This is a genomic window from Paenibacillus sp. LPE1-1-1.1 (assembly GCF_040676435.1).
In the GTDB taxonomy this organism is placed as follows: domain Bacteria; phylum Bacillota; class Bacilli; order Paenibacillales; family Paenibacillaceae; genus Pristimantibacillus.
The window spans coordinates 16,474-36,887 of the sequence record NZ_JBEGHY010000045.1; the positions used below are offsets into that span (position 1 = coordinate 16,474).

Annotated in this window: 18 protein-coding genes; 13 read left to right on the plus strand and 5 right to left on the minus strand. The window is 50.9% G+C overall.

Features of this window, described 5'->3' with window-relative positions:
• Positions 1–14: 14 nt before the first annotated feature.
• Complete coding sequence (locus MRBLPE1_RS29080) at positions 15–227, plus strand: hypothetical protein (protein ID WP_364152790.1); 213 nt, start codon at positions 15–17, stop codon at positions 225–227.
• Here MRBLPE1_RS29080 and MRBLPE1_RS29085 read toward each other — a convergent pair.
• A complete protein-coding gene (locus MRBLPE1_RS29085; RefSeq protein WP_364152793.1) occupies positions 224–1,843 on the minus strand; it encodes a PucR family transcriptional regulator in 1,620 nt (539 codons plus the stop codon). The two genes, MRBLPE1_RS29080 and MRBLPE1_RS29085, sit on opposite strands and share 4 nt — an antisense overlap.
• Positions 1,844–1,944: 101 nt before the next feature.
• Here MRBLPE1_RS29085 and MRBLPE1_RS29090 point away from each other — a divergent pair, with 101 nt between their 5' ends.
• From MRBLPE1_RS29090 to MRBLPE1_RS29105, 4 genes are all read left to right on the plus strand, one after another.
• Positions 1,945–3,417, plus strand: coding sequence for a CoA-acylating methylmalonate-semialdehyde dehydrogenase (locus MRBLPE1_RS29090; RefSeq protein ID WP_364153607.1), 1,473 nt, complete (start codon positions 1,945–1,947; stop codon positions 3,415–3,417).
• Positions 3,418–3,439: 22 nt separating this feature from the next.
• The gene (ald, locus tag MRBLPE1_RS29095; RefSeq protein WP_364153610.1) at positions 3,440–4,567 is read left to right on the plus strand and encodes an alanine dehydrogenase; all 1,128 of its coding nucleotides are present in this window, start codon (positions 3,440–3,442) and stop codon (positions 4,565–4,567) included.
• A gap of 287 nt (positions 4,568–4,854) precedes the next feature.
• On the plus strand, positions 4,855–6,030 hold the full coding sequence (locus MRBLPE1_RS29100) for an exonuclease SbcCD subunit D (protein ID WP_364152796.1): 1,176 nt from the start codon (positions 4,855–4,857) through the stop codon (positions 6,028–6,030).
• Positions 6,027–9,119: an SMC family ATPase gene (locus MRBLPE1_RS29105; RefSeq protein WP_364152799.1), complete on the plus strand. Its 3,093-nt coding sequence runs from the start codon at positions 6,027–6,029 to the stop codon at positions 9,117–9,119. Before MRBLPE1_RS29100 ends, MRBLPE1_RS29105 begins: the two co-directional genes overlap by 4 nt.
• Positions 9,120–9,194: 75 nt before the next feature.
• Here MRBLPE1_RS29105 and MRBLPE1_RS29110 read toward each other — a convergent pair whose 3' ends face one another.
• Positions 9,195–9,692, minus strand: coding sequence for a hypothetical protein (locus tag MRBLPE1_RS29110; RefSeq protein WP_364152802.1), 498 nt, complete (start codon positions 9,690–9,692; stop codon positions 9,195–9,197).
• Positions 9,693–9,756: 64 nt separating this feature from the next.
• Between MRBLPE1_RS29110 and MRBLPE1_RS29115 the strand changes: the two genes are divergently transcribed.
• Both MRBLPE1_RS29115 and MRBLPE1_RS29120 read left to right on the plus strand, forming a co-directional pair.
• Positions 9,757–10,137, plus strand: coding sequence for a DUF423 domain-containing protein (locus MRBLPE1_RS29115; RefSeq protein WP_364152805.1), 381 nt, complete (start codon positions 9,757–9,759; stop codon positions 10,135–10,137).
• A gap of 149 nt (positions 10,138–10,286) precedes the next feature.
• Positions 10,287–12,185 (plus strand): putative bifunctional diguanylate cyclase/phosphodiesterase, encoded by a 1,899-nt coding sequence (locus MRBLPE1_RS29120; protein ID WP_364152808.1) that lies wholly within the window; start codon positions 10,287–10,289, stop codon positions 12,183–12,185.
• Positions 12,186–12,243: 58 nt separating this feature from the next.
• Here the strand turns inward: MRBLPE1_RS29120 and MRBLPE1_RS29125 are convergent, their stop codons facing one another.
• Positions 12,244–12,786 carry a hypothetical protein gene (locus tag MRBLPE1_RS29125; protein ID WP_364152811.1) on the minus strand — a complete coding sequence of 181 codons (543 nt, stop codon included), beginning with the start codon at positions 12,784–12,786 and terminating at the stop codon, positions 12,244–12,246.
• Between the two features lie 164 nt (positions 12,787–12,950).
• Here MRBLPE1_RS29125 and MRBLPE1_RS29130 point away from each other — a divergent pair, with 164 nt between their 5' ends.
• Positions 12,951–13,256 (plus strand): YunC family protein, encoded by a 306-nt coding sequence (locus MRBLPE1_RS29130; protein ID WP_364152813.1) that lies wholly within the window; start codon positions 12,951–12,953, stop codon positions 13,254–13,256.
• Positions 13,257–13,338: 82 nt separating this feature from the next.
• Here MRBLPE1_RS29130 and mtnA read toward each other — a convergent pair whose 3' ends face one another.
• Together mtnA and mtnK are read right to left on the minus strand one after the other, a co-directional pair.
• Complete coding sequence (gene mtnA / locus MRBLPE1_RS29135; protein WP_364152816.1) at positions 13,339–14,391, minus strand: S-methyl-5-thioribose-1-phosphate isomerase; 1,053 nt, start codon at positions 14,389–14,391, stop codon at positions 13,339–13,341.
• Positions 14,392–14,415: 24 nt separating this feature from the next.
• On the minus strand, positions 14,416–15,627 hold the full coding sequence (gene mtnK / locus MRBLPE1_RS29140; RefSeq protein WP_364152819.1) for an S-methyl-5-thioribose kinase: 1,212 nt from the start codon (positions 15,625–15,627) through the stop codon (positions 14,416–14,418).
• A gap of 155 nt (positions 15,628–15,782) precedes the next feature.
• Here mtnK and MRBLPE1_RS29145 point away from each other — a divergent pair, with 155 nt between their 5' ends.
• The 5 genes from MRBLPE1_RS29145 (at position 15,783) to sufU (ending at position 20,395) form a co-directional block, all read left to right on the plus strand.
• Positions 15,783–16,364: a DUF1802 family protein gene (locus tag MRBLPE1_RS29145; RefSeq protein ID WP_364152822.1), complete on the plus strand. Its 582-nt coding sequence runs from the start codon at positions 15,783–15,785 to the stop codon at positions 16,362–16,364.
• Between the two features lie 281 nt (positions 16,365–16,645).
• Positions 16,646–17,425, plus strand: a complete 780-nt coding sequence (gene sufC / locus MRBLPE1_RS29150; RefSeq protein WP_308996882.1) for a Fe-S cluster assembly ATPase SufC — start codon at positions 16,646–16,648, stop codon at positions 17,423–17,425.
• A 21-nt stretch (positions 17,426–17,446) separates the two neighbouring features.
• Positions 17,447–18,754, plus strand: a complete 1,308-nt coding sequence (gene sufD, locus MRBLPE1_RS29155) for a Fe-S cluster assembly protein SufD (RefSeq protein ID WP_364152825.1) — start codon at positions 17,447–17,449, stop codon at positions 18,752–18,754.
• Positions 18,751–19,977 (plus strand): cysteine desulfurase, encoded by a 1,227-nt coding sequence (locus tag MRBLPE1_RS29160; RefSeq protein WP_364152828.1) that lies wholly within the window; start codon positions 18,751–18,753, stop codon positions 19,975–19,977. The genes sufD and MRBLPE1_RS29160 overlap by 4 nt, the downstream gene beginning before the upstream one ends.
• On the plus strand, positions 19,964–20,395 hold the full coding sequence (sufU, locus tag MRBLPE1_RS29165; protein WP_308996885.1) for a Fe-S cluster assembly sulfur transfer protein SufU: 432 nt from the start codon (positions 19,964–19,966) through the stop codon (positions 20,393–20,395). The genes MRBLPE1_RS29160 and sufU overlap by 14 nt, the downstream gene beginning before the upstream one ends.
• The last annotated feature ends 19 nt before the right edge of the window (positions 20,396–20,414 follow it).

Genomic DNA, 20,414 nt, shown 5'->3' on the forward strand with positions numbered 1-20,414 from the left:
GGGGAGGGACAGCCATGTCCGCTTATGAGCAATATGCCGAAGAAAAAAGCAAGATTGATTCCTATATGAAGCAGCAGTATGTCATTACCGGAGTGCGCGAGGGCTTAAGCGGCGATTGGCTGGAGCTAAAGCATCCGGGTGGCGATGAAGCAACGCTTCTGGTAGAGACGGCGGATGCCCGGAAACATTTTGCCAATCTGCTGCTCAAGCAGTCTCTCGCGCCTTAACGGATCGGGCCATGCATATATTGGTAAGCGCGAAGCGCGAGCTCGATGGTTAACCTTTTTTCCGGCTCCATAAAATCCTTCCCAAGCAGCGCAGCGAGCTTATCCAGCCTGTGATAGAGCGTCTGCCTGGCGATAAAGAGCGCTTTGGCCGTCTCCTGCTTGGAGCCTAAAAGCTGCAAATAGACGTTTAAAGTAAGCAGCAGATGTCCGCCCTTTTCCAGGTCGCTGTTGACCACCGGGCCGATATATTCCTCCATTAAAGCCGGAAGGGCATCTGCCTTTTTGAGCGTATAAATAATTTTGTGAAGATGCAAATCATGGTAGAAGGGGGAAGGAAGCGGGCCGATGTCCTTTTGAATCGCGATCGTTTCCTTGGCTGTCTCGTAGCTTTCCTGCACATTCGTTAATTGGGTGATATAGCTGCCGATGCCGATATGCGAAGAGAAAAAAGCCGGCTCCTGATGGAGCTCTGTCTTCTGCAGACGGCTGATGGACCGCAGCAAGCGCTCCTGATATTGAACGGCGCCGAGCTGGTCGAGGGCGATGAATACAATGTGGCCATGGAGCAAAAGCGGCAGAAGCAGGAATCCTTCCCCTTCGAAAATAGCGCGGGCAACCATATTTTTCTGAATGATAAGGCTGCCGTCATCCTTGTCGGTTAATGCTTTGTAAGCTTCGCCGATGTCGAAGAGGCAAACGGCCGCGCCGGTTAGCTTGGCCGCAGGCTTTAAGGAGCGGATATAGTCCCGGATCTCATTCGCCGAATGCTTGCCGCTGAGCCAATCCACCGACCAAAGATCCTCTTTGTGCCGTCGCCGTTCCTCCATATATTTGGTCCGCATCATTTCCTGGGCAATGGCTGTTGCGGCGCGGTCTAAGGCTAATATTTGAAATTCGCTAAGCTCCTGCTTGCCTTGCAGCAGCAAATCGGCAAACAGATGGTCGAGAGCTAAAATCGGCCGATGGGCGATCAATCGCTTCTGCTGGGGGTCCGCAAACATTTTGCCGTAAATCCACTGCTCGTAGAAGCGGTCAGCCTTGGCTTTTGGCATAGGCGGTATGAAATGGGCTTCGGCGCCTAAAGGGAAGAAGGCGACTTGAGCGCCGGTCATTTGATGAAGCAGCCGCAGGAGAGACATCAAGCCTTTACCGGAGAGTAGAAGCTGGTTAAGCTCAGTCGACAGCGACTCCAGCTCGGAAACCATGCGATGGTGCTGGTGGATGAAGTGGGCATGAAGATCCTGCGTGATATCAATATAGCGGACTTCTTCGTGGAAAAAAATAAGAGGAAAATTTTCGCGCAGCGCAAGCTCTTTCATTTTGTCAAACGGCTGCTTGGCGTAAAGACCCAGCTCAATGCATAGGCCCGAGGCTCCGCTGTCGATCAGCTGCCGGAGGAAAGACAGGCTCAGTGCTTCGTCATCATGCCAGCCTATGCCCGTGCTCAAAATGAGCTCATGGCCGTTTAATAGATGTCCGACTTGGGTTACTTCCATGATATGAACCCATTTTACGGTTCGGTTCAGCGCTTCCTCGCTGGCAATGGCCTCCGCTTTCTGAAATAAGGGACGCTCCAAAATCTCTCTAACCGTTAGCTGCAGCACCGTTTTTACCATAGGCAGTCACCGTCCATACTGGTTTTGAAACGCTTTTTACTGATTATACAAGATGTCCAAATGTCATGTGCGGAAAATTTGAGGAAGCGGGAGCTGAGGGGATGGCCATCGAACCAAACGCAAGGCAGGAAACGCTTAAATTACGCAATTTCATCAACGGCGTATGGGTGGATTCAACGAGCGGGCTAGTAGAAAAAGTGTTAAATCCAGCGACAGGCGAAGTGCTGGCCCATGTTCCGCTGTCGGCTGCGTCGGATGCTGCAGCGGCCGTGCTTGCTGCCGAGCAGGCTTTCCCGGCATGGAGCAAAACCCCCGTTCCGCGCAGGGCAAGGGTGCTGTTCCGCTACTGGCAGCTGCTGCAGGAGCATGCGGAGGAGCTTGCTGAGATCATCACTGCCGAGAATGGAAAAAGCTTCAAGGAAGCCTCCGGCGAGGTGCAGCGGGGCATCGAGAACGTGGAATTTGCTGCCGGAGCTCCCACGCATATGATGGGCGCAGCGTTAGCTAATATCGCGACCGATCTGGATTCAGAGCTCTTTCGTGTACCGCTTGGCGTAGTTTGCGGCATCACGCCGTTTAATTTTCCGATGATGGTGCCCTGCTGGATGTTCCCGCTTGCTATCGCACTGGGAAATACCTTCGTGCTAAAGCCGTCGGAGAGAACGCCGCTTACGGCGAATAGGCTTGCGCAGCTTCTACAGGAGGCCGGCCTGCCGGACGGCGTTCTCAATGTCGTTCATGGCGCTCACGACGTCGTGAATACGTTAACGGGCAGTCCTGGAGTGAAAGCCGTATCTTTTGTCGGCTCGCAGCCGGTCGCCAAATATGTATATGAGCGTGCTTCTTCTTACGGAAAAAGAGTCCAAGCGCTCGCCGGCGCCAAGAACGTCCATATCGTTATGCCCGATGCCCAGGTGGAGAAAACGGTGGAGAACATTATAGCCTCTTCTTTCGGAAGCGCAGGCGAGCGCTGCATGGCCTGCTCGGCCGTCGTTGCGGTCGGCGATTCCAGCGGCTTTATGAAGGCGCTCCAGGCTGCGGCGGAAGCGATGGTTATCGGCTCGGGCATGCGTAACGAGGTTACGCTGACACCGGTAATCCGCGAAGAGCACCGGGCTCGGATAGAGACGTATATTGAGCGCGGATCCGCTGAAGGAGCGGATCTGCTCCTTGACGGCAGGCTGGCAGCCGAGCGCGGCGGGAACGGTTATTTTCTGGGCCCAACGATCTTTGACCTTGTGAAACCGGACATGGCGATTGCGAGGGAAGAAATTTTCGGGCCCGTATTGTCCGTATTGCGCGCCGCCGATCTGGATGAAGCGCTGGCGATCGTCAACAGCTCCAGATTCGGGAACTCGGCGGTTATTTATACCGAGAACGCGAAGGCGGTGCGCCAGTTCCGAGAGGAGGCGGAGGCCGGCATGCTTGGCGTTAACGTTGGCGTACCCGCGCCCATGGCATTTTTTCCTTTTTCGGGATGGAAGGATTCCTTCTACGGAGATTTGCATGCGAACGGCAAGGACGGCGTGGAGTTTTATACGAAGAAAAAAATGATTACGTCCAGATACTTCTAACGGACAAAGGAGGAGAGCGGTGATGGAGATCGGAATTCCGAAGGAGTTGAAAAGCCAAGAGAACCGCATCGCCATTACGCCGGGCGGCGTTCATGAATTATCGCGGCACGGACATCAAGTGTTTATTGAGAGCGGCGCCGGAGTCGGGTCAGGCATTGCAGACGAGCAGTTTGCGGCGGCGGGAGCGGTCGTCGTGCCCTATCCGGAGGATGTTTGGAGCAAGCAGCTGGTGCTGAAGGTGAAGGAGCCGCTGCCGGAGGAGTACCGCTATTTTCACGAGAACATGCTGTTGTTTACCTATCTGCATCTGGCAGCCGAGCCCGAGCTGACAGAGGCGTTAATCCGCCATAAGGTGACGGCCATCGCTTATGAAACGGTGCAGCTTGCCGGAGGGCAGCTGCCGCTCTTGACGCCGATGAGCGATATAGCGGGACGTATGGCCGCGCAGATCGGAGCGCAATTTTTGGAGAAAACCTACGGCGGCCGGGGCATCTTGCTCGGGGGAGTACCGGGCGTCCGCAAAGGACGGGTAACGATCATAGGGGGCGGCGTAGTCGGAACGGGGGCCGCGCAAATTGCGGTGGGCTTAGGCGCCGATGTGACGATTATGGACACCGATGCCCAACGCCTCCGTTATTTAGACGAACGGTTCGGGGGAAGAGTCCATACGCTGGCATCAACCTCTAATCAAGTGGCAGATACGGTGCGGCAATCCGATCTGGTCATTGGCGCGGTGCTCATTCCCGGCGCGCGGGCGCCAAAGCTGGTTAACGAGTCGACTGTCAGCGCAATGGGCAGCGGTTCGGTCATTATTGATGTTGCCATTGATCAAGGAGGCATATTCGAAACGATTGATCGCCTAACAACGCATGCTTCGCCGACTTACGAGAAGTTTGGTGTGCTTCATTACGCCGTAGCCAATATGCCGGGAGCGGTGCCGCAAACCGCAACGGCAGCTTTGACGAATGCTACCTTGCCGTATGTGGTCGCGTTAGCGAATGCCGGATTGAAGACAGCGCTGCATAGCAGCGCTGCGTTAAGCAAAGGAGTCAATACGATATCGGGATTTGTAACCCACGGGGCTGTAGCCGCGGCGCATGGGCTGGACTGCGCGGAGCTGAGCGAATGCCTGCGGGCAATATCGGCGTAATTCCAAAAAAACAGTGACCTTTCGCGCAGCGATCGCAGCAGCGAGGATGGCCACTGTTTTTTTTGCTGTCGGCATCCAGCGTCCGTCCATCCTTGTTGATTCTTTTAACGGGCAAAGGATAGGCGATCACCGTAACTTATAACAGCGTTCAAACCTATCCTGAGTGCCGAACAAGCGGAGGCGAACTCGCTGTACTATGCGATGTGAGGAGTCGAATGGTAATATAAAAGATAGAATCATAGCATGCTTCGATTTTTCGATGTGCGAGGAAAGGATGTTTGGAACGAATGAAGCTATTCCATACGGCGGACTGGCATTTGGGCAAGCTCGTGCAAGGCGTATATATGACGGAAGACCAGCGTTACGCATTGGAGCAGCTGCTGCAGGCCATTGAATCGGAACGTCCGGATGCCGTTATTATTGCAGGCGATCTTTATGACCGGGCCGTACCCCCTACGGAGGCCGTCGAGCTGCTGGACGAGCTGTTGAGCCGTATTGTAATTGATTTGAAAACACCGGTGCTCGCGATATCTGGTAACCATGATAGTCCGGACCGGATCAACTTCGGCACCAAGATGATGGAGAATCAAGGTCTGTACTTGGCCGGACAGCTGCGCGGGAATATGGATCCGGTCATCCTGCGCGACGAGTTTGGGGAGGTCCACTTTCATCTCGTGCCCTATGCCGACCCTGCTCTGGTGCGCTATGAGCTAAACGACGATTCGATTAAATCTCATGATGATGCCATGCGGGCGATTACGAATAAAATTGCAACGACGATGGACCCGGCAGCTAGGCATGTGCTTATCGGCCATGCTTTTGTGACGGCAACCGGCGAGCCGGAGCTTAATACGAGCGATTCCGAACGGCCATTGTCCATTGGCGGCGCCGAGCATGTGAGCGCCGCCTATTTTGAACGATTTCATTATACGGCGCTCGGTCATTTGCACCAGGCGCATTTCGTGCGGGACAATACGATTCGGTATGCGGGCTCTCCGCTTAAATATTCAATCTCAGAGGAAAACCACATTAAGGGTTATTTGGTAATCGAGCTTAACGGGGCCGGCGACGCAGTTGTCGAGAAACGGGAGCTGCAGCCGCTTCGGAATATGCGCCGTATCGCTGCCTCGATAGAGGAAATCGAAAAGCATAAGGTTAACGAGGATTATGTATTCGTTACGCTGCTCAACGATAATCCGGTTTTGTTTCCGATGGAAAAGGTAAGAGCGGTTTATCCGAATGCTCTTCATGTCGAGCGCCGTACGGCGCTTGCGGCCTCCGCTCTCGCAGGCGGCACTTCGGCGGAAGCAGGCAGTGCTGCAAAAAGGCGGGAAGCCGATCCGGTCGAGCTGTTTGCCGCTTTTTATCAAGAGGTCAAAGGACAGCCGCTTTCCGAAACGAAAAAACAGCTGTTCGCGCAAACGTACGCGGAGCTGCTGCGTGAGGAAGGGGGAGCAATATGAGGCCGATAAAGCTAACAATGACGGCATTCGGATCCTACCGCGATACGGAAACGATTGATTTCAGCTTGCTGGAACATCGCCGCTTATTTGTCATCTCAGGTAACACGGGAGCCGGTAAAACTTCGATTTTCGATGCGATATGTTTTGCTTTTTACGGGACTGCCAGCGGTGAGGACCGTGCAGATTCGCGAATGCTGCGCAGCCATTTCGCCGCGGAAGACACGCATACCTCGGTCCAATTCGAATTTGCGGTTGGTCGCAGAAGCTATATGGTAATCAGGCAAATGCCTCACCGCAAAGGCGGGAACAAAAGCGAGACAGGGGGCAAAGCGGAGCTGTATGAAATGACCGGCGGGGAAGCGGTGCCCGCTGTAGACCGTTTTATCGTGTCGGACGTAAATGCGCGGCTCGAGCAAATTATCGGCTTGTCCAAGGAGCAGTTCAGCCAAATCGTGATGCTGCCGCAGGGTGAATTCCGTAAGCTGCTTACTTCGGATACCGATAATAAAGAAGAAATTTTGCGCCGTATTTTTCGAACGGAGCTTTATGAACGGCTGGAGAGCCGCTTTCAACAGAAGCATCGCGGACTGCAGGACCAGCTAAAGGAAGCGAAAGCGACCGAAAATGCCTATCTGAAGCAAGTGCAGGAGGCGCTGCCGGAGCGGGCAAACAGCGCGCTTTCGCTCACCCTCAAGCAGGAGGTTTTCAGCGCCGCGCAGGTGACGGAGGCCTTGGGGCAGGAAGTTGCATTTTACGATGAGCTTGCATCCGAAGCGGGCGAGCAGAAAGCCGCGATCGTTGCACGGTTGGATGCGCAGGAGCTGAAGCTTCGGTTAGCCGCGGCGCTTAACGGCAAGCATGAGGAACATGACCGCAAGCAGGCACAGCTGTTGCAGTTGAATGAGCAGAAGCCGGAGTATGCGGGCAAGGAGCAGCGGCTCGCGCTTGCGGAGAAGGCAGCTGCATTAACGCCGTACAAGGAGCATGCGGAGCGAACAAGGATGGATGCTTCCGCAAAGAAAAACCAGGCTGCCGTCAGACATGCCGAACTTGAAGCAGCCGGGCGCGAGCATGTTCTGGCTGCGGAACGTTATGCTGCGGAGGAGAAGCGCGGAGACGAACGCCGCGAGGCGGAGCGGGAGCTGAGCCGGTTGCTGGAACTGGAGCCTGCGGTAAAGATGCTCGCAAGCCAGCAGCAAGCAATCGTCAAGCTTGAGCAGGAGGAACGGGCATGCGCCGTTAAGCAGGAAGCACTGGAGACTGAGCTGATTCAGCTCCGAGAAAAGCGGCAGGCGGCGAATGCGCAAATTAAAGAAACGGAGCTAGAAACGGCTGAATTGGCCGATAAGCAGGACAAGCTCCGCCTTGTGGAGCAGCAAGGCAAGCAGCTGAAGCGTTTAGTCGACGTAGAGAAGGAAATGGCGCGGATCGCTCAGCTCGAGAAGGCATTCGCGCAATCGTTCGCCAAAGCAAAGGATGAGCATGACCGGCTTGAAGCCGCATGGATTGAAGGGCAGGCAGCGCTGCTTGCCGCCCATTTGCATGATGGCAGGCCATGTCCGGTATGCGGCAGCGAGGAGCATCCGGTTAAGGCGAATAGCCTTGCTGACGTCCCTTCCAGGGAACGGCTTCAAGAGGCGAAGGCTCAGCTTGCAGCGATGGAACGCGAATGGCTTGAAGCGCGAGCGCAGGCCGCGGCCGCACGGGCGACACGGGAAGAAGGGGCAAGGGAGCTGGCTGAATTCGGCTTGCAGCCCGTGAAGCCGGAAGAGCAGCGGACACAGCTTCTGCAGCAGTGGAAAATACTAAAAGAAGAGACCGATAAACTTCTGCTGAAAGCCAAGCAGCTGCCGGACCTGAAGCAGCTCATGGAACGCCAGGAGCAGCTTCTGGATAAACATATGCATGCGAAGGATCAGCTTCAGCAAGAGAGGCAGCGTCTCGTCGTCGAAAGAACCTCCCAGCAGTCGGCGCTGCAGCAGGAGCTGTCGCGCATTCCGGATACGCTTCGAACGCCGGAGAGCCTGAAAGCAAAACTGAATGAGCGGCAAGCAGCCTCGGAACGAATGGCAGCGGCTTGGATCACCGTGCAGGAACAGCTTCAACAAAAGACTACGAAGCTGGCGGAGCAGAGAGCCTACGCAGATCAAACGGAGCGTCAGCTTGCGGAAGCGGAAAGCAATAAGCAGCTTGCCGGGCAGCGGCTGCTGGAGGAGCTTTTGAAAGCGGGCTTTACTACGGTTCAGCATTATGAAGAGGCCGTAATGGGCGAGAACGAGAGAGAGCATCTAAGGAAAGATATCACCTCTTATCAGACGATGCTCTCAGCATTGATGCAGCAATTGGCGGAGCTCCAAAGCGAGCTTGCCGGCAAACCGCGAGTTGCGCTTGTTTCGCTTCAAGACGAGCTATCAGCGCTCAAGCAGCAGCTCGAGCATGTATTGGCTGCGGCACAGACGGCTATGCGTACCGTTCAAGTCGCCCGGCGCCTGACGGAGTCCATCGGACGGGCTAATGCAGAGGTGAAAATGCTGGAGTCTAAGCTTGAGGAAGTTATGGACGTATTCCATATGCTTAAGGGCGATAATGCACTCAAGATTTCGTTCGAGCGGTATATCTTGATCGAGTTTTTAGAACAAATCCTATTTGCCGCAAACGTGCGCCTGCATGACTTATCAAACGGGCAGTTTTCTTTGCAAAGAAGCGATCGTCTTGAAAACCGGGGCAAACAAAGCGGTTTGGGCTTAGACGTCTACGATGCCTATACGGGGCAAAACCGTGATGTCAAAACATTATCCGGCGGCGAGAAATTCAATGCGTCTCTTTGCTTGGCGCTTGGCATGACCGACGTTATTCAGTCCCACATGGGCGGAGTAACGATCGAAATGATGTTTATTGATGAGGGGTTTGGCTCCCTGGATGAGGAATCGCTTCAAAAGGCGATAACGACGCTGGTGGATCTGCAGAAGGCGGGAAGAATGATCGGTGTCATATCGCATGTGCAGGAGCTGAAGGACGCATTCCCGGCTTGCCTTGAGGTCAGCAAGACGAAAGAAGGCTTTAGCCGCACGAAAATGATAGTGAAGTAGGCAGGCAAAACATAAAAAGCCTGCTTCAGGCGCCGAAAAGCGGCTGAAGCAGGCTTCATGAAAAAGGTTTTACAATTAAGCCACGTTGGCTGCTAGGGCGCCGATACCCGCAAAAAACAAGCTGATTGCGCCGACGATTACCAAAACATTAAGCACGATGCCAATCACGCCGAACATTTTGCGGCGTTTGCTGGAGCAAGCAGCAACGATGGATAGGATTAGGGCGATAAACGCGAGGAAGCCTGCCCCAAAGATACAAGCGATGGCTATTACAAAAGAAGCGAGCACGGTTTCCCCAAGCGCTTCGATCGATGCTTGAAAGGCCGCCGTATCCTCCGGATTCGCTAAAGTGAGGTTGGAATCCGCGATTTGGTCAGTGAAGCTGCTGCCTGAAACGAAAGCAATTATTAGCAATACGACCGATACCAACCCAATGATGAAGGCTGCAATGCCCAGCCCGGATTGTTTCTTCGGACCGTTATTGACGATGGGCTCGTTTGAGAAGATCGGCTTCGATCCGAATGGATCGTTCTGAGTCGGCTGGTTGGCGAAGTTATTAGATTCATTTTCCATATTTATCGTCTCCTTTACTAATTACGGTAAAATTATACACAAATTTGAAAGGATTGAAAACCACATGTTTCCAAAATATTTTACAATCGGCGCAATAAACGCTGCAATCGCGATCGCGCTTGGCGCTTTCGGAGCGCACGGATTAGAACAGAAATTGACTGAGCATTATCTTGATATCTTCGAAACGGGCGTTCGCTATCATATGTATAACGCTCTTGGACTTATGCTTATTGCTTTGTTTGCCAAGCAGATCGAAGCAGGAAAGCTGGCATTGAACGGCGGCAGGCTTATCTTGGCGGGCATGGTCATTTTCAGCGGAAGCCTGTATGTCCTTGCGATAAGCGGCTTTAGCAAGCTCGGTATGATTACGCCTATAGGCGGCTTAGCCATTCTTGCGGGCTGGACTTGCGTAATTATTTCGGCATTAAACCAAAATAAAAAATGATAAAATGTCATTTAAAGGAAAGATGGCATTATTCTCGGTCATGCATTGAAATAATAAACTTTAGTAAATATTTCTATACCGGAAGGCATACATCGTTTATAATAAAGCGAACACTCACTTGACTCGAAATAGAGGAAGGACGTTTGTGCGTGACGAAACGGATGGATGGTTTTCCTGAAAAAACAAAACAGTTCAAACAAACATTTAACGGATCGGTGATCATTAGCTGCCTTCTGACTGCTCTTGCTTTGGTTTGGAGCGCCGTCTCCTTTTTGCTTATTTCCGAATCAATGTACAAATGGACCGCTGCGGCCATAGCGGCATCGCTGTTCGTAACCGCGATTATTGTTTATATTAAGCGAAGCGTTACGTTCAACTTCCAAAATTATCATACGGCCATCGTCGAAACCTTGCTTCGATCGGATGCAGTACCCCTGGCGGTTCTCGATAAAGGCGGTATGGTTATAGAGATGAACGAAGCTTCAAGCCGTACGCTTGGCTATCACCGGACAGAGCTTCTTGGCGATCCGATATTACGGATCGTCGATCCCAGTAGCCGGTCATTGCTGAATGAAACGTTCGAGCAGGCTCTCTTAGGCGAAACGAAGCAGATCAATATTAATATTACCCATGGTTCCGGATTTCCGCTGGAGCTTCAAGTCGTTTGTTCCCCGATGATGCAGGAAGATGAGGTTATCGGCACCGTAATCATCAGTCAGGATTTAAGCGACCGTAAACGGAACGTTGAACGGATTCGCTACATGGCTTATTACGATGATATGACCGGTTTGCCGAATCGCACCTTGTTCCAAATGAAGCTGACCGAGACGCTTGCAAGAGCTAAGGAAGAGGAACGGGTGGTCGGCATATGCTACTTGGATTTGGATCGTTTTAAGCTGGTCAACGCGTCCTTCGGCCGCGAATTCGGCGATATCCTATTAATGCAGGTCGCTGAAAGGCTGAACCGGGACTTCTCGGAAAATGATTTTGCAGCCCGAATGGAAGGCGATGAATTCGCCTTGTTGTATTGCAATTTGCAATCGGAGAAGCATCTGCTTGAATTATCCAGACAGCTTCTGAAATCAATCGAGGAACCTTATGAATTAAGCGGGTTTCCGCTGCATATTACGGCTAGTATCGGATTGGTAACCAACCGGGATGAGAACGACGATAGTTATGCGTTGATCAAGAAAGCCGATATGGCGCTGGTGAAGGTAAAGGAAAGCGGTAAAAACGATTGCCTGCTTTATTCGGACAGCTGGAGCAACTCGTCGCTTGAGCGGCTTACGCTTCAACATGAGATGTACCGCGCTATACAGCGGGAAGAGTTTATCCTTCATTATCAGCCGCAATACGATCTCGTATCAGGAACAATGGTTGGCGTCGAAGCACTTGTGCGCTGGAATCATCCGCAAAAGGGGATGATCCCGCCAGGAAACTTTATTCCGTTAGCAGAAGAAAGCGGTATGATCGTACAAATTGGCGATTGGGTGCTGGAAGAAGCATGCCGCCAAAACAAAGCATGGCAAGATGCGGGTTTGCCCTTAATGCCGGTATCCGTAAACTTATCCATTAGGCAATTCGTGCAAAATGATTTGGCAAGCAAGGTATCCGCCGTGCTGGAGAAAACGGGCCTTGATGCTAAATATTTGGATCTTGAAATTACGGAGTCAATGACTATGGATGTGAGCCATGTATCCAGATGTTTATTGGATTTAACGGATTTAGGCGTCAATATCAGCGTCGATGATTTTGGCACGGGTTATAGTTCCTTTCATTATTTAAAAAATTTCCCGATTGACCGCCTGAAAATCGACCGTTCCTTCGTACGCGATATCCAGCAGGACCCGAGTGATGCAGAGATCGTTGCGGCCATTATTGCGATGGCCCACAACCTCAATATACAGGTAATAGCGGAGGGCGTTGAGACTGAAGAGCAAATGGCGTTCTTACGCAAGCACAAATGCGATGAAATGCAAGGCTACTTCTGGAGTCCTCCCGTATCGAGTGAAAATATTGAACAAATGCTAACACCGGGCTATGTATAAAAAAAACCGTTCATTGACGATGAAAACGTCAGTTGAACGGTTTTTTTGTGCTGATGTATTAATATGAAAAGTCTTCGATTTCATTTAACCGGAACGTATACACTTGTTTCTCATCGACATGGTATACGGTAATAATGTGTTCGGATTCATCCAAATTGATGATTCTGCACGGGATGCTGAGCTTTATGCCTAACCCCTTGTTCACGATCAGTCTAATGAGCGTATTATTTTTCATGATCATTTTTATTTTATCGAAATAACTCAGTTCTTCTAACGGCTCTGTTGCAGGCTTGTCTGCCGGTTTATCGTTAAGCTTAACGTTACTTTGAACGGTGTTCTTGCCTGCCTGGTTTGATATGGTAACGTTTTCAGTTCGCGCCGATGGTATGGGGATGTTTTGAACGGACTGTGCATTCGTTTTACGCTGATCGATTTGATCGCCTAACCGGATGCCGGATAAAATGCGAAAATCAATGAGGCCTGAACGATTAAGCGAATGAAGCAATTGTTCCAAAGCTTCAGCATTGTTGTTCCCTTCAACTAGCACCTCGATGTTAAAAACAAAGGAAGATCGGTCTGGGGCTGAGCGATGTTTTTCCATAGTACCTCCGTACTGAATGATGTAGTACTAATATACCACTAATTTAGGCTTTCATGTAGGCTGTAAAAAAGCATTTATTCAACACTGCCCAAATATTTGCTGCATATAATGATGTTGCAGTGCAATTCCTCTTAATTATGTGAAACGAAGGGGGTGGATCCCGTATGATGCGGATGGTACCTTTCATACTTGAGAATGGTGAAACCGTTCTGGGCGTTGAAGTGAAGCTGCCCAAAACAACTTTGCTCGCGATTATGACAGATAAAGGATACATTATGTGCGGAGCGTTAGATGTTGCCCTGCTAAATGAACGTCTCAAGGACAGGGAAATATTGGCCGGCCGCGCCGTCGGCGTACGAACGTTGGAGGAGCTGATGGCAGCCCCTTTGGAGTCGGTTACAACCTCTGCCGAGTCAATCGGAATCGTTGCAGGCATGAAGGGTTCAGAGGCACTCCGGCTGATGCTCTAAAAGACAGGTAAATAGCCCTAATCCTCTGTGCTGGAGAATAAGACTACGCACATCAGATTAGGGCTATTTTTTTATTCGTTATTTATTCGAAAATCTTGCGCAGGTTGACATCGTAAGGGGCTTGAATGATGCCCTTTTCCGTAATAATGGCAGTAACGTATTCATTTGGCGTAACGTCAAAGGCTGGATTGTACACTTTAATGCCTTGAGGCGCCGTACGTTTACCGAAGCCTTCCGTGATTTCTTCGGCATTTCTTTCTTCAATCGGAATTTCTGCACCGGTTGGCGTGTTTAAATCGATGGTCGAAAGCGGACTCGCTACATAAAAAGGAATGCCATGCGCTTTGGCTAATACAGCAACGCTGTAAGTACCGATTTTGTTGGCGACATCGCCATTTGCCGCAACGCGGTCCGTACCGACAATAACGGCGTCCACCCAGCCTTTGGCCATGATCATGCCAGCCATGTTATCGCAGATGAGCGTGACGTCTACGCCGGCCTGTTGTAATTCGAATGCCGTTAATCGGGCACCTTGCAGCACCGGACGCGTCTCATCGGCATATACGCGAAGCGTAATGCCTTGCTCCAAAGCCAAGTAAAACGGGGCAAGCGCCGTACCGTATTTAGCAGTCGCCAAGCCGCCGGCATTGCAATGGGTAAGGACACCCATGTCGTCCTTGAACAACGACAATGCATGCACCCCAATCAATCGATTCGTCTCCTCGTCCTCGCTTTGGATCGCGATCGCTTCCGTCAGCAATGCGGCCTTGCTTTCTTCCAGGGACAAGCCCTGCTCAACATAGGAAGCAGCTGCGGCCTTCATGCGGTCGAGCGCCCAAAACAAATTAACAGCGGTTGGTCTGGATGTAGCAAGATATTCTGCTTGTTTGATAACCTGAGAGAGCCAAGCCTCGGAAGTATTCTCGTCCCGGCTGCCAAGCACAACGCCGTAAGCTGCGGATATTCCGATTGCCGGCGCTCCTCTAACCTTCAGATGGCGAATGGCCTCCCAAACATCCTCTGCGGTCAATAGGGGCAAATATACGATCTCCTCGGGCAAAAGCCGCTGATCAAGCAGATCAACCCTGTCCTTCGTCCAAATCACGGATTGCAAACCAGCGTAATTCGTTGTCATGATGTCAAATCCTCTCTGTTTCAATCAATTATTTGTTTGGGATAAGGCCGCGTCGATAACTTCCTCGATGGATTGCGCCTTGCGGTTGTTCCGGATAAGGGATGTTCCGATTGCTAGAGCCAAACGCTGTGCTTTCTCTTTCGCAGCAGCATCGGGGATGCGGTCAATGTCCGCGACATGCGATAAGCCGACGATTCGGCGTACCATTTTGCAGCCTGCAAACCCAATTGCATCCTGCAGCAAACGGTTCATGTAGTATTCTTGGTATGCCGGCGTGGAAGACGCGATCCGATCCAATCCTTGCTCATTCCAAAGGGCACGGAATTTTTGGTCAAACATATTCCAAACATCGCGAACGGTATCGGTTAGGTACTGACGGAAATCGCTGCGTTTGCCTGCATCTGCAATCCAATGTTCCTGTCCGGCATAGTTTAAAAGCAAATTCGCGATAACGGCTCCAATGTCAAAGCCGATCGGACCGTAATAGGCAAACTCTGGATCAATGACCTTCGTGGATTCTGGCGTTACAAATACACTACCCGTGTGTAGGTCCCCGTGAAGCAGCGCCTGTGCGTTAGTCAAGAACTTATCGCGCAGGATCGCGACCTCCAAATGAAGCTGTTGATCCTGCCACAGCGCTTCGGCAGCATCCCGAATGGCCGGATCAAAGCTGTTATTCGGCGAATCGGTATACGGGTCATCGAAAATAAGATCCTCTGTTATTTTGCACAGCTCGGGATTAACAAAATCTTTTACGCGAAGCTTCTTCTCCTGCTGGTTCATTCCCAGATCGGAAGTGAGAAATAACGTGCGGGCCATAAAGGTTGAGATATCATCCGCGAACTTGGGATAACGCGTGCCGCCGATTAATCCTTGGCGCATAATGATGTGATCGCTTAAATCCTCCATGATGGTCAGATAAAGTTCGGGATCGTATTTAAATACGATCGGAACAAGACCCGGAGCAAGCTCGCCTTCCAAAATCAGCTTCTCGCTCTCGATCCGCGCGCGGTCAAGCGTCAACGGCCAAGACTCGCCAACAACTTTAGCATAAGGCAGCGCTTGTTTCATAATAAGGCTTTTGCCGCTGGCGGGGTCAGTGATGTGAAACACCAGGTTTAAGTTGCCGTCGCCGATCTCACGGCTCGTTAGTGCAGCGCCTTGCGGGAAGAACCCGTCAAGTGACAAGGCTATTTGAATGGCTTCTTGTTCTGTTAATGGATGATATGCAGACATGGCTGTCCACCTCCGGATTTAGTAGTCGGGCAGCAATGCCCAGTATTCATCTCAACATAGTATAATGTATATTATTTCGCCTTGGAATACCTTCGTTTGATATAATGTTATCAAATATAGACAAGTTTATAGACGAGTTGGATGGAGGAATCACAATGACTGCAGAAAACGAGCCGCAAAACATTGCGTTGAAGGAATGGGCCGTCAGCGTTAAAGCCCTAGTCGAGGGAAAGCAAATCATCGTCATGCGCAAAGGCGGGATTATCGAGGAAACGCGCGATTTTCAGCTTTTAAGCCCTAGCTTTTATTTAATGCCTGCGTATGAGCATCAGAAAAAGCATCTTTTAAAGGAGCCGTTCGCGGCTGATTTGGACGAAACGCTTGCAGGCTGGTCTTTGGACGCGGATTCGGTGGCGATTGAGGCTTATGCCGAGGTTGCCACGGATATCGAAATAACCGACCAGGAAACGCTGGACCGTCTGCGTGGTTTGCATATATGGACAGATACGTTTGCGGAAGAAAGATTGCGCTGGAAAAAAACGAAACCGCTGCATGTTTTGGTGCTTCGTGTGTACCGGTTGGAGAACCCATTAGAAATAACGATGCTGCCGGCTTATAACGGATGCAAATCTTGGGTAAGATTGGATGAGGAAATCGGCACGCCGGCAAGGGTACCCGTATTGGACGATGCCGCCTTCCAAGCTGAAGTGGAAAAGATACAGCAAGCGCTTGCCTAAGGAAGCGCTATGGGGATGCATGCTTTCGGCGAAAACCGGGAATGGACGGCAAATTCTCCGTCATTACGGGGAAATTATAGAAGATGAGAGACGAAGAATGTCAGTTTTTTTGCGTGAAAAAAAGACAAAATCAGCGAAACAAGGACATCTCGGATTGATTTATAACAAAAACTATATTAAAATGATTATTGAGAATCATTGAGAATCACTCTATAGTAGCTAGCTATTCTATATAGAAGTGACTGAGCGAATTAAACCAACCTTGGAGGGATCAGCATATCATGGCAACGCATTTTGTCATCGAAGGCCTGAAAGCGGCTATCGACGGAAAAGAAATTTTAAAAGGAATCAACCTCGACATTAAAGGTGGAGAAATTCACGCGATCATGGGCCCTAACGGTACCGGTAAATCCACGCTGGCATCGGCTTTGATGGGACATCCTAAATATGAAGTAACCGAAGGCAAGGCCGTATTGAACGGCGAAGACATTCTTGAAATGGGCGTTGACGAGCGCGCGCTTGCAGGCTTGTTCCTTGCTATGCAATATCCAAGCGAAATTCCTGGCGTAACGAATTCCGATTTTCTTCGCAGCGCATTGAATGCGCGTCTTGGCGAAGGTAACGAAATTTCGTTGATCAAATTCATTCGCAAAATGGAAAGCAAGATGAAGGAACTGGAAATGAACGCTGAGTTTGCTCACCGTTACCTGAACGAAGGTTTCTCGGGCGGCGAGAAAAAACGTAACGAAATTTTGCAAATGATGCTGCTTGATCCTAAAATCGTCGTGCTTGATGAAATTGACTCCGGTCTTGACATCGATGCGCTTCGTATCGTATCGCAAGGCGTAAACGCTATGCGATCGGAAGACCGCGGATTCTTGATTATTACTCACTATCAACGGTTGCTTAACTATATTACTCCGGATTTCGTCCATGTCATGATGCAAGGCCGCATCGTTAAATCCGGCGGTCCAGAGCTTGCAGAGCGTTTGGAAAACGAAGGTTATGATTGGGTTAAAGAAGAACTTGGCATCGTAGATGAAACAGTCGGCCAGGCTTAAGCGGAGAAGGGGGCATAACGGATGAGTACACAACTAACTACTCCGACGAACCGTCAAGCTGCCGAAGCGCTGGCACGCAGCAAAGGCGAGCCGAACTGGCTTGTTGAACTGCGCGGAGAAGCGGCTGAGCTTGCCGGAACACTCGGATGGCCAAAGCCAGAGAAGGTTCGTATTGAACGGTGGAATTTAACGGCAGTAGGCAGCTACGAGCAGCCGTCAACGGTTGGAGCAATCAGCGAACTTCCTGAGGTTGTTCGTGAATTGGTAGCAGAAGGATCGGAAAACTTGCTGGTACAACGCAATTCCGGGATCGTATGGAATCAGTTTTCAAGCGAATATGCGAGCAAAGGCGTTATTTTTACAGACCTGGAGACCGCGTGCAAAGAGCATGGCGAGCTCGTTCAAAAATATTTGTTCCAAGCCGTGGCGAAGAACGAAGATAAACTTACAGCGCTGCATGCAGCCATATGGAACGGCGGAGTCTTCGTCTATGTTCCTAAAAACGTAGAAGTCGAGCTTCCGCTGCAGGCTATTTTCTACAACGACAATGCCGAAGCAACATTTGCTCCGCATATCCTGATCGTTGCGGATAATAATAGCCGAGTGACCTACGTGGATTGCGTAGTTTCGGAACCAGGCGCCAGCAGCGCGCCGTTCGTACATCCTTCTGTCGTTGAAGTGTTCGTTAAGCCGGGCGCTCACGTTCGCTTCAGCTCAATCCATCATATGGGCGAGACTGGCGTCGATATGTCGATCCGTCGTTCGGTGATTGAAAACGACGGTCAAATGGAATGGATTATCGGTGATTTGAACGACGGTAATACGTTGTCCGATACTAAATCCATGCTGAGAGGCACAGGCTCCACTTCCGATGCGAAGGTTATCAGCGTTGGCAAAAACGCGCAGCAAAACAGCTTGACGACGCAAGCCGTGCATTTCGGCAAAAGCTCGGACAGCAACATGGTAACCCGTGCGGTTATGAAAGACTCCGCTTCGGCGATTATTAACGGAATTACGAAGATCGAGAAAGGTGCGACGAAAGCGAACGGTGTACAAACCGAGAAGGTGCTAATGCTTAGCCCGAAAGCGCGCGGCGACGCCAATCCGATTTTGCTTATTGATGAAGATGATGTTACTGCCGGTCATGCGGCAAGCGTTGGGCAAGTTAACCCGGAGCAGGTCTATTACCTGATGTCACGCGGTATATCTAAGCAAGACGCTGAACGTTTAATCATTTACGGCTTTTTGGCACCGGTCGTTTCGGAAATTCCTGTCGAGGCGGTTCGCGGTCAGCTTCAGCGTTTGCTCGAAAGGAAGCTAGAGGGATGAATATAAATGCGATTCGGGAGCAATTCCCGATATTGCATCAAGAAATAAACGGGCATCCGCTCGTTTATCTAGACAGCGCGGCATCTTCGCAGAAGCCGCGCTCCGTCATTGATGCGGTTAATCGGTACTATGAGCTGGATAACGCGAACGTTCATCGCGGCGTGCATTCACTTGGTTCCAGGGCGACTGATGCCTATGAGGGAGCGCGCGAGAAGGTAGCGAAATTTCTGAATGCGGGAGCACCGGAGCAAATCATATTTACCCGGGGCACAACGACGGCGCTGAATTTGGTTGCATCGAGCTACGCACGCTCGATGTGCGGCGAAGGCGACGAAATCGTCATCACGCCGATGGAGCATCACAGCAACTTGATTCCATGGCAGCAAGCAGCGAAAGCGACAGGCGCAACCTTGAAATATATACCGATGCAGCCGGATGGCACGATTTCTTTGGAGGATGTCGAGAAAACGATCACTCCGCAAACGAAGGTCGTATCGGTTACTTATGTTTCGAATGTGCTCGGTCTTATTAATCCGATTAAGGAAATTACGCAGATTGCCCATCGGAATGGCGCTGTTATGGTTGTTGACGGCGCGCAAAGCACACCGCACATGAAAATCGATCTTCAAGATTTGGACGTTGATTTTTATGCATTTTCCGGCCATAAAATGTGTGGTCCTACGGGCATCGGCGCATTGTATGGCAAGAAGGCGCTGCTTAACAAGATGGAGCCGATTGAATTCGGCGGCGAGATGATCGATTTTGTTGATCTATACGAGTCTACCTGGAAAGAGATCCCGTATCGCTTCGAAGGCGGTACGCCGATTATTGCAGGGGCTGTCGGCCTCGGCGCAGCAATCGACTTTTTACAGGAAATCGGGCTCGAAGAAATCGATCAGCACGAGAGACGCCTAGCTGCGTACGCATATGAGAAATTGTCGTCGCTTGATGGCATCACGCTTTACGGACCAAAGCAAAACCGTGTAGGGCTCGTGACCTTCAATTTGGAGGATGTGCATCCGCATGATGTGGCGACCGTGCTTGATTCCAAAGGCATCGCAATCCGTGCAGGCCATCATTGCTGCCAGCCTCTTATGCGTTGGTTGAACGTATCTGCAACGGCGAGAGCGAGCTTTTATTTATATAATACTGAAGATGAAATTGACCGCTTAGCCGATGCCTTATTACAAACAAAGGAGTTCTTCGGTCATGCAATTGGATGATTTATATCGCAGAGTTATAATGGACCATTACAAAAATCCTCGGAATCGCGGTACAATGAATGAAGAATCGGTTACCATTAATCTGAATAACCCGACTTGCGGCGATCGGATATCGCTTCAGCTCCAGGTTGTTGAAGGTAAAGTAACGGATGCGAAGTTTAGCGGCGAAGGCTGTTCGATCAGCATGAGCTCGGCATCGATGATGACAGAGGCGGTTAAAGGCAAAACATTTGACGAGGCGCTTGCCATGGCTGAGAAGTTCTCGGCACTTATGAAGGGCGAACCGGTTGAATTTGATGAATATGAGGAGCTGGATGCACTTTCGGGTGTAAACAAATTCCCAGCACGGATCAAATGCGCGACTCTTGCGTGGAACGCCTTGCGCAAAGGGATCGAGCAGCAGCAAGAATCACATTAAAATGAGATTAATAAGGAGC